The organism is Streptococcus sp. F2, assembly GCF_056500955.1.
The window spans coordinates 1-7677 of record NZ_JBWKAI010000046.1 but is presented as its reverse complement, the minus strand read 5'-3'; the positions used below and the strand labels follow the sequence as shown (position 1 = coordinate 7677).

6 protein-coding genes and 1 pseudogene are annotated in these 7677 nt (G+C 38.7%); all 7 read right to left on the bottom strand.

Features of this window, described 5'->3' with window-relative positions:
- Positions 1–207 precede the first annotated feature (207 nt).
- The 7 genes and pseudogenes from prsA to pepF all read right to left on the bottom strand — a co-directional run bounded on the left by prsA (position 208) and on the right by pepF (position 7475).
- A complete protein-coding gene (prsA, locus tag ACYTR8_RS09830) occupies positions 208–1275 on the bottom strand; it encodes a peptidylprolyl isomerase PrsA (RefSeq protein ID WP_479642089.1) in 1068 nt (355 codons plus the stop codon).
- A 62-nt stretch (positions 1276–1337) separates the two neighbouring features.
- A complete protein-coding gene (locus tag ACYTR8_RS09825) occupies positions 1338–2045 on the bottom strand; it encodes an O-methyltransferase (protein ID WP_479642088.1) in 708 nt (235 codons plus the stop codon).
- 51 nt (positions 2046–2096) lie between these two features.
- Positions 2097–3308: an L-lactate MFS transporter gene (locus ACYTR8_RS09820; protein WP_015017194.1), complete on the bottom strand. Its 1212-nt coding sequence runs from the start codon at positions 3306–3308 to the stop codon at positions 2097–2099.
- 332 nt (positions 3309–3640) lie between these two features.
- Positions 3641–4264 carry an HAD-IA family hydrolase gene (locus ACYTR8_RS09815; RefSeq protein ID WP_479640535.1) on the bottom strand — a complete coding sequence of 208 codons (624 nt, stop codon included), beginning with the start codon at positions 4262–4264 and terminating at the stop codon, positions 3641–3643.
- Positions 4264–4809 (bottom strand): GNAT family N-acetyltransferase, encoded by a 546-nt coding sequence (locus tag ACYTR8_RS09810; protein ID WP_479642087.1) that lies wholly within the window; start codon positions 4807–4809, stop codon positions 4264–4266. Before ACYTR8_RS09810 ends, ACYTR8_RS09815 begins: the two co-directional genes overlap by 1 nt.
- Positions 4810–4931: 122 nt before the next feature.
- A pseudogene (locus tag ACYTR8_RS09805) lies at positions 4932–5486 on the bottom strand (NADPH-dependent FMN reductase).
- Between the two features lie 186 nt (positions 5487–5672).
- On the bottom strand, positions 5673–7475 hold the full coding sequence (gene pepF / locus ACYTR8_RS09800; protein ID WP_111716988.1) for an oligoendopeptidase F: 1803 nt from the start codon (positions 7473–7475) through the stop codon (positions 5673–5675).
- Positions 7476–7677 lie beyond the last annotated feature (202 nt).

Here is a 7677-nt window from a genome sequence, read left to right as displayed (position 1 = left end):
TTCTTGGTCTTCAAAGAGATTGAGTTGTGTTATAATGTGCATAGTGAGACCTCGTTAATAGAGATATTTGCACTAACTATTATAACGCTTTGACGTTTTTTGAGGCTCATAAAAGAGAAAAATCGCTGCTTTATCGTGGCGATTTTTCTTTTTACTGTTCAGCAAACCCTTATCATCATTGGGATAAACAACAACGGGAATAGTTCATTATTGAGCAGCAGCCTCACCTGTTTGAGTATCAGCAGTTCCTTCAGCTGGTGTTGCTTCGGATTGGTCTGCCTCTGGCTGGCTAGCTTCTGGTGTTTCTGAAGCTGGCGTTTCCGTTGGCGCTGCTGGTGTTGTTGCATTAGAGCTTGCAGACTTGTCTGTTTTATCAAGGTTAGCATACTGCGCTAAAATATTGGCAAACGCTCTATCCTTAATTTTAACATTCGCTTTGTCTAAAGCCTTAGCAATGATTTTGTTTTGGAAGTTCATGTCTTTTGTTTTTTCAGCAAGGATAATAGCTTTCAAACGTTTTTTATAGACTTTCCAGTCAGCTTTCTTTTCAGCTTTTTTAGTGACTTTGACAATGTAGAATTTATTTTGGTAAGTGGCTGGATCCAATACCGAAATCACTTCTGACATGTCTCCTTCGTTCAAGTCTGATGCTGCCTTAACAACATCTGCTGGTAAGCTTGTTGCACCTGAATCAAATTTATAAGCAATTTTCTTATCTGCTGCTGTCGTTTTTTCTTTGGCAATTGCAGCAAAATCTGCACCTTCAGCCTTTAATTCTTCTAAGACAGACTTAGCTGTTTCCTCACTATCAAGAGCAATCACTTGTGCTGACATTGTTGGAGTATAAGTTTCATAAGCCTTTTTGTATGCTTCAGTTGTTAACTCTTTTTTAGCAGTTTCTCTGAGAGCATACTCCACCAATTTAGATGAGCGAATTTGTTTTTTGTAAGTCTCTGGTGTCAAGCTTGACTGTGCCAAGGCTGCTGAGAATGAGGCACCATACTGATCAGCAGTTTTATTGTAAGCTTTTTCGACTTCCTTGTTAGATACTTTATCACCATACTGAGCTTCAAAAACACGGCTAACCACAAGGTTTAGCATGGCCTTTTGAGAAACTTCTGTGTGTTTGGTTTCGTTATAGAAGTCGCTGACACTGATGGTATCACCCTTCATTGAGATAACTTTAGTATTGTCATTGGTTGATTGACAAGCTGCCAAAGTCATCACTGATGCTAGTGTGATAATCCCAGCAATGAGTTTGTTTGATTTTTTCATTTACTTCTGAGCTCCTTTTTATCATTAACTAATATATTATATCACAATTTCTTAAACGTAACTTAATCTGGTAAGGTAATATCTTCCTGATTCTTACGAATCATCAGCAACCCATCACTTAGTGGAACAAGGCTTGCTGTCAGACTCGGATGATTTAAGGTAGCATCAAACAAGGCTTGCAGCCCACGATAAATGGTACGCTGTCCACGACGAACCTCTTCAATAGGTTTAGCAATGTCACCACCTTGAAAAACATCATCCAAGATAATGACGCCACCAACTCTCAGGCGCTTTAAGATTTCTGGAAGAAAAACAATGTATTTTGATTTAGCAGAATCCATAAAAACAAAATCAAAAGAGCCTTCAAGAGTCGCTAAAATATCAGCTGCATCGCCTTCTAACAAAATAATTTGCTGGCGACGATCATATTTGGCGAAATTATCCTTAGCAAAGCCAATCATTTCAGGATTACGATCAATCGTTACAATCGTAGCATCTGGAGCGTTCTCTGCCATCAAAAGAGCAGAAAAGCCAATGGCTGTACCAATTTCGAGAATCTTCTTTGGCTTCAAGGTCTGCAATAAGAACCTAAAATAAGCAACCACTTCATGTTGAATAATAGGGATATTTTCTTGCCTTGCGAACTGTTCTAGTTCTGCCAAAAAACCTGTGTTTTGCTTTTGCTTCGTCCGCATGTAGTGAACAATATCTTCTTTGACAACAGGACGACGCATATTGTGATTTGCATTTTTACTATATGATTTAACCATGACATTAATTATATAAAAAAACTCTAGGCATTGCTAGAGTTTATGTTCACATTATCGATTAGTAGCTGACTTTTTCAAGCACCAGGTTAATACCAAAGCTAAACTATACAAACAAATGAAAACTTGTAAGGTGAAAAGATAACTTTGTGTCCACTCAAAGGTAAACGATAATAACATGGGACCAACCAATGCAGCCATTGCCCAAGCTGTTAAGATGTAGCCATGAAGCATAGCTAATTCTTTAGCTCCGAAAAGGTCACTTAAATACGGAGGTATTAAAGAAAAACCAGCGCCGTAACATGTCATGAGAATAGCCATAGCAGCTACAAAAAAGAAAGGTTGATGAACAAAAATAAGACTACTTGTCATAGCTATATTAACCAAAAACAATAGCATCACAGTCAAAGGACGACCGATATAATCCGATAGACCGGCCCATAAAAGACGACCAAATCCATTGAATATTCCCATCAAGCCAACAACAATCGCTGCAGCCTCTGGGGTTAAACCAGCAAGGTCTTGAGCCATTGGTGCAACAACTGAAATGAGGCCTAACCCACAAGCAATATTTAAAAACAGTATCATCCAAAGGAGGTAAAAAGATTTGGTTTTAAGGGCTTCTTTAGCTGTCATGCCTTTGGTCAAATCATTATGTTGGCCAGTACTTCGTTCCATCAAGTTTGCTAATTCATGACTAGTTGGTTTTTTAATGAACTGAGAAGCTAGTAACATCACCACTAAATAAACCAGACCTAATAAGTAGAACGTAGCAACCAATCCCTTAGTAGCAATCAACCACTGGGCAACAGGACTTGTCAGCAAAGAGGCAAAGCCGAACCCCATAATAGCCAGACCAGTCGCTAAACCTCTCTTATCTGGAAACCATTTGATAATAGTAGATACTGGGGTAATGTAACCAGCTCCAAGCCCTAGTCCACCGATAATACCATACCCTAGATATAATAACCAAATCTCTTGACGATCAATAGCTAGGCCAGTCATTATATTTCCTGCCGCATACAGGACAGCAGATATGCTCCCAGTAACACGAGGACCACATTTTTCAACCAAAGTTCCCATAAAAGCTGCTGACAATCCCAAGCAAAAAATAGCTAATGAAAAGGCAAAGGCAACAGTTGCTGGATCCCAACCAGTTTGCTGCATGATAGGGTTTCGATAAACACTCCAGGCATAAGTCGATCCTAGCATCAGATGAAGGAGAACCCCAGCCATTGCTACCACATAACGATTTGTTTTTTTCACAAAAAACCTCTTTCTATTTAGCGAACGTTAAAACAGTTCGTTGAAACAATGTTAGGTTTTTAGTTTATTATATCTCACATCCAATGTCAAAAATGCTGCTTAATAGAAACATTCCCTTACGATTTCATTTAGCAACCTAACATAAGACTTTTTTACAGTGAACACAAACCTTATGAAAAACTGATAACCTTAGAGATGATACCCCTCATTCTACTCCACTTCCTTCCAAAAGCCATCTTTGAAGTGTACTCGCAAACAATACCAACCTGCCAACACTAATGTTATTGCTAGTATTTGATGTGAATTCTTCCTAAATGATTAAGCCTGGTTTGCTAATCAAGAATTTCTGGCAAGAGGTCTAGAATCGCCATCAAATCGTTAATGTGCTGATTGTTAGAACTACTTGGACAAGTTAAATTCAGGGATTGAATCCCTGATTTTTCTGCAGCTTGCTGATCTAAGGGTCTGTCACCGATATAATAGGTCCTCTTTTTGTCCATTTGGTATTTATTAATTAGGTAGGTTAGAGCTTCTGGATCTGGTTTACGTTTAAAGCCATTGGCGGCTGTTACCACTTCTTCAAAATAAGATGCCATGTCTAATCGCTCCAAAACAGGATGCGTCGTAGCGCCTTTATGGGTCAGAATATAATGCTTGACACCTTTTTGAGCCGTTTTTTCCAAGACTTCTTTTGCACCTGGCATCGCATTTATCATGTGATCACGCGCCTCTTGTTCCTGATTGAAAAAGGTCAATAATTCCTCAAAAGACAATTCTTCTTCTCTAGCTAATTGTTGCAATAACGCACCAATTGATTCTTGGATAATGAAGGTCATGACCCAATCCTCATCAAAAGGCAAATGATAGGTCTGATAAAGCAAAGCTAACACTTCTCTAATCGCTTGACTAGACTCCACTAAAGTTCCATCAAAATCCCAAATAAAATGAACAGTCACTACTTTTCTCCTAAATTAATCCAATAACGGGCAAGTTCTTGACCTGCCATTGATGATACGTTGTAATCCATAGGTACCTGAACAATATCTTCTAAGATACCTCCAACTTTTTCAATGGTTCGCCGACTAGCGATATTATAACGGTTTGCCGTGATAAGGACTCGCAAAATCCCTCTTTTCCGATAACATTCTAATGCAAAGAGTAGTAACTCTGTCATAATTCCTTGTCCACGGTAATCTGGTCGTGTCACGTAACCAATATGTCCTCCAAACCTTTCCAAATCTCCCTTTTCCAACTGCCAGCGGCAACGAATACGAGCCACCAACTCATCATCTAGAAAATAATAATAATAATTCGTACTAGTAGACCAATCCGGATGATCTGTTTGCGTTTCAAACCGTTTAGTTTTAGCAACAAAAGCTGGAAAATCAACGACTTTTTTAGTTTCAACAAAAGAATTTCCAGCAGCTTTTTCTGCCAATAAAAGCGCTTGGAATTTTTCAAAAGCTGCTTGATCGCTCCAGCTGATTTGGCGTATTTCCATGACATCCTCTCCTTAATTGCTCCCATTATAACACAAAAAAGCAGTGACCGAATGGACCTATGAGTCAATCCAAACCATCACTACTAATGAAATGAGCTTTATTATTAATTGGTTACCTGAGATTAATTCTCAAAACGTTTGGCAAAACCAAGATAAGCATCAACCACCGTTTGCAAGAATCCCTTTGTGCCTTCATTTGACAATTGCCCCTGATCATCGAATAATTGATCAGCTTGTGCCAAATAAGCTTCTGGCTGTGCCAAGACAGGAACGTTTAAGAAAACTAAACTTTGACGCAATTGGTGATTGGCACCAAAGCCAGAAACATTCCCAGTAGAGTGCGAAACGATGAGACTTGGCTTGCTATCAAATACCCCTTAACCGATTGGACGAGAACCAACGTCAATAGCATTTTTAATGGCCGCCGGTAGACCACGATTGTATTCAGGAGTGATAAATACGATACCATCTTGTTCTTTGACAGCTTGACGGAAACGAGTATAGCTTTCAGGAACATTTCCTTCATCAAGATCTGGATTATAAAGAGGAAGATCTCCAATAGGAATTTCAGTGATTACCACTTCTTCTGGAAATAGGGCTTTAACAGCTGCTGCTACTTTTTGAGAATTTGACTCTTGACGTAAGCTACCAAAAATAAAACCAATACGTTTAACCATAAACATGTCTCCTTTAATACATTATCGACTAATCTAACAATCTTAGTCTCAAGCGATGCTACTCAACTTTACCGAGTGTAGGTCACTGCGGCTTTGTGAATATATCACTGTTTATTACTAATTAATAATAAAATAAAAAAGTGAAAAAACAAGAGATATGCTCAAAGCAATCTCTTGTCAATGGTATTAGCGATGAACTCCCTTTGCAACAAGGGCTTCAAGTTCTGTTAGACGTTCTTCGAAGACTTTAAAGGCTGCTTCAAGATAGTCACCTTTTGCCATATCAACACCCGCTTTAGCGATGACCTCAAGTGGGTAGTCAGAATTTCCTGACTTGAGGTAGGTCAAGTAATGATCAATATCGTCTTGCGTTCCGTGAACAATCTTATCGGCTAAATAACTTGCTGCTGCAAAGCCTGTAGCATACTGATAAACATAATAATTGTAATAGAAGTGAGGAATACGTGCCCATTCATACTGAATAAAATGATTATCGTCTTTACTCAACCCATAATACTTTTCATTCAACTCAGCATACAATTGGTTGAGGTATTCGCTCGTTAACACTTCTCCTTTTTGATCAGCTTGATGGATCGCGTGTTCAAACTCAGCAAATTGGGTTTGACGGAAAACGGTGCCACGGAAACCGTCAAGGTAATGGTTTAAAATGGCAAAGCGTTCTTTCTCATCTTGCACCTCATTTAAGAGAGCTTCTGTCATGATGTTTTCATTAGTTGTGGATGCAATTTCTGCCAAGAAAATACTGTAATCTCCATACACATAAGGCTGTGTTTCACGAGTGAAAGTAGAATGCAAACTGTGCCCAGTTTCATGAACTAAAGTGTATAGATTGTCTAAGGTATCTTGCCAGTTTAATAGCATAAAGGCATTGGTGTCGTAGGAACCGCCCGAATAAGCTCCAGAGCGCTTCCCTTTATTGACATGAACATCAATCCAACGTTCTGTAAAGGCACGGTGCACTCGGTCTGCATAATCCTTACCAAAAACAGCCAAAACCTTCTCAGCTTTTTTCAAAGCCTCATCATAACCAATGGCTAGGTCTGTTTCAGATAATGGTGTGTAAACATCATACATCTTCAACTCATCTAGACCAAGAACATCTTGGCGAAGTTTCAAGTAACGGTGCAAAAGTGGTAAATGTTTGTTAACCGTTTCTAATAAAGTGTCGTAAACAGCTTCTGGAATAAAGTTAGCAGCCATGGCAGCTTGACGTGCTGAATCGTATTTATGAACACGCGCCTTGTAATTTTGAACCTTAACATTTGTTTGTAAGGTTTTAGCATAAGTGTGTTGGAACTGTTCATAAGTGCTATACATTGCCTCGTAAGCAGCTTGGCGAACGCTACGATCTTTAGATTCCATTAAACTGATGAAGTTACCATGGGTTAATTCAACATCTTCCCCCCTATCATTTTTAACTACTGGAAAGACAATATCAGCGTTATCCAGAATGCTAAAGGTTTCTTCAGCGCCATTGAAAATTTCTTGGGCTCCTGCTAATAATTCCTCTTCAGCCTGGCTAAGCACATGGTCACGTGTCTGGAACAATTTGTCAAAGAAATGATGATACCTTTTTAAATCAGAAGTTTCCGCAAGAAAAGCTTGGTAATCTTCCTGACTCAATGCCATAACTTCTGGGTCATAGAATGAAAACACTTCGCTAAATTTAGCATACAAGCCAGAAGCCTTAGCCTGATATTCTTGATATTTAGCAACAGTCGTGTCTTGATCATTTTTCATATGAGCATAGACATAGACTTTCTCAACACGACGAGCTAACTCTAAATAAGTATCTGTAATTGTCAACAGATTAGCGCTAGAATCTAGTAAATGACCTGAAAAATCCTTAGCCGCGTCAATTTCACTAGCTAAGCCACTCACTTCAGCTTCCCAATCCTTATCTGTTGCAAAAATAGTGCTCAAATCCCAAGTGTACTTTTCTTCTAAATGACTACGATTATCTGTCATAATATCCTCCTCATTTTCTATTACTAACTATTTTAACATAATATTGAGGTGAAAAAAGCGTTTGCACCTTCTTATTCACGCCGTACGCATGAAAACTTTCTCTTCATCCTTTTGTGCCCGGACATCAATTTTGAAAAGATTCCTTTTTAAATCAATCATCTGCTTAGCCTCTTTCTCCAAATAATTGGACTAAATAATCTTT

Excerpts from the sequence above, each read along its gene's own strand:
- ACYTR8_RS09810 (WP_479642087.1), bottom strand. The coding sequence starts at position 4,809 with ATGGAAATACGCCAAATCAGCTGGAGCGATCAAGCAGCTTTTGAAAAA.
- ACYTR8_RS09825 (WP_479642088.1), bottom strand. The coding sequence starts at position 2,045 with ATGGTTAAATCATATAGTAAAAATGCAAATCACAATATGCGTCGTCCT.
- pepF (WP_111716988.1), bottom strand. The coding sequence starts at position 7,475 with ATGACAGATAATCGTAGTCATTTAGAAGAAAAGTACACTTGGGATTTG.
- prsA (WP_479642089.1), bottom strand. The coding sequence starts at position 1,275 with ATGAAAAAATCAAACAAACTCATTGCTGGGATTATCACACTAGCATCA.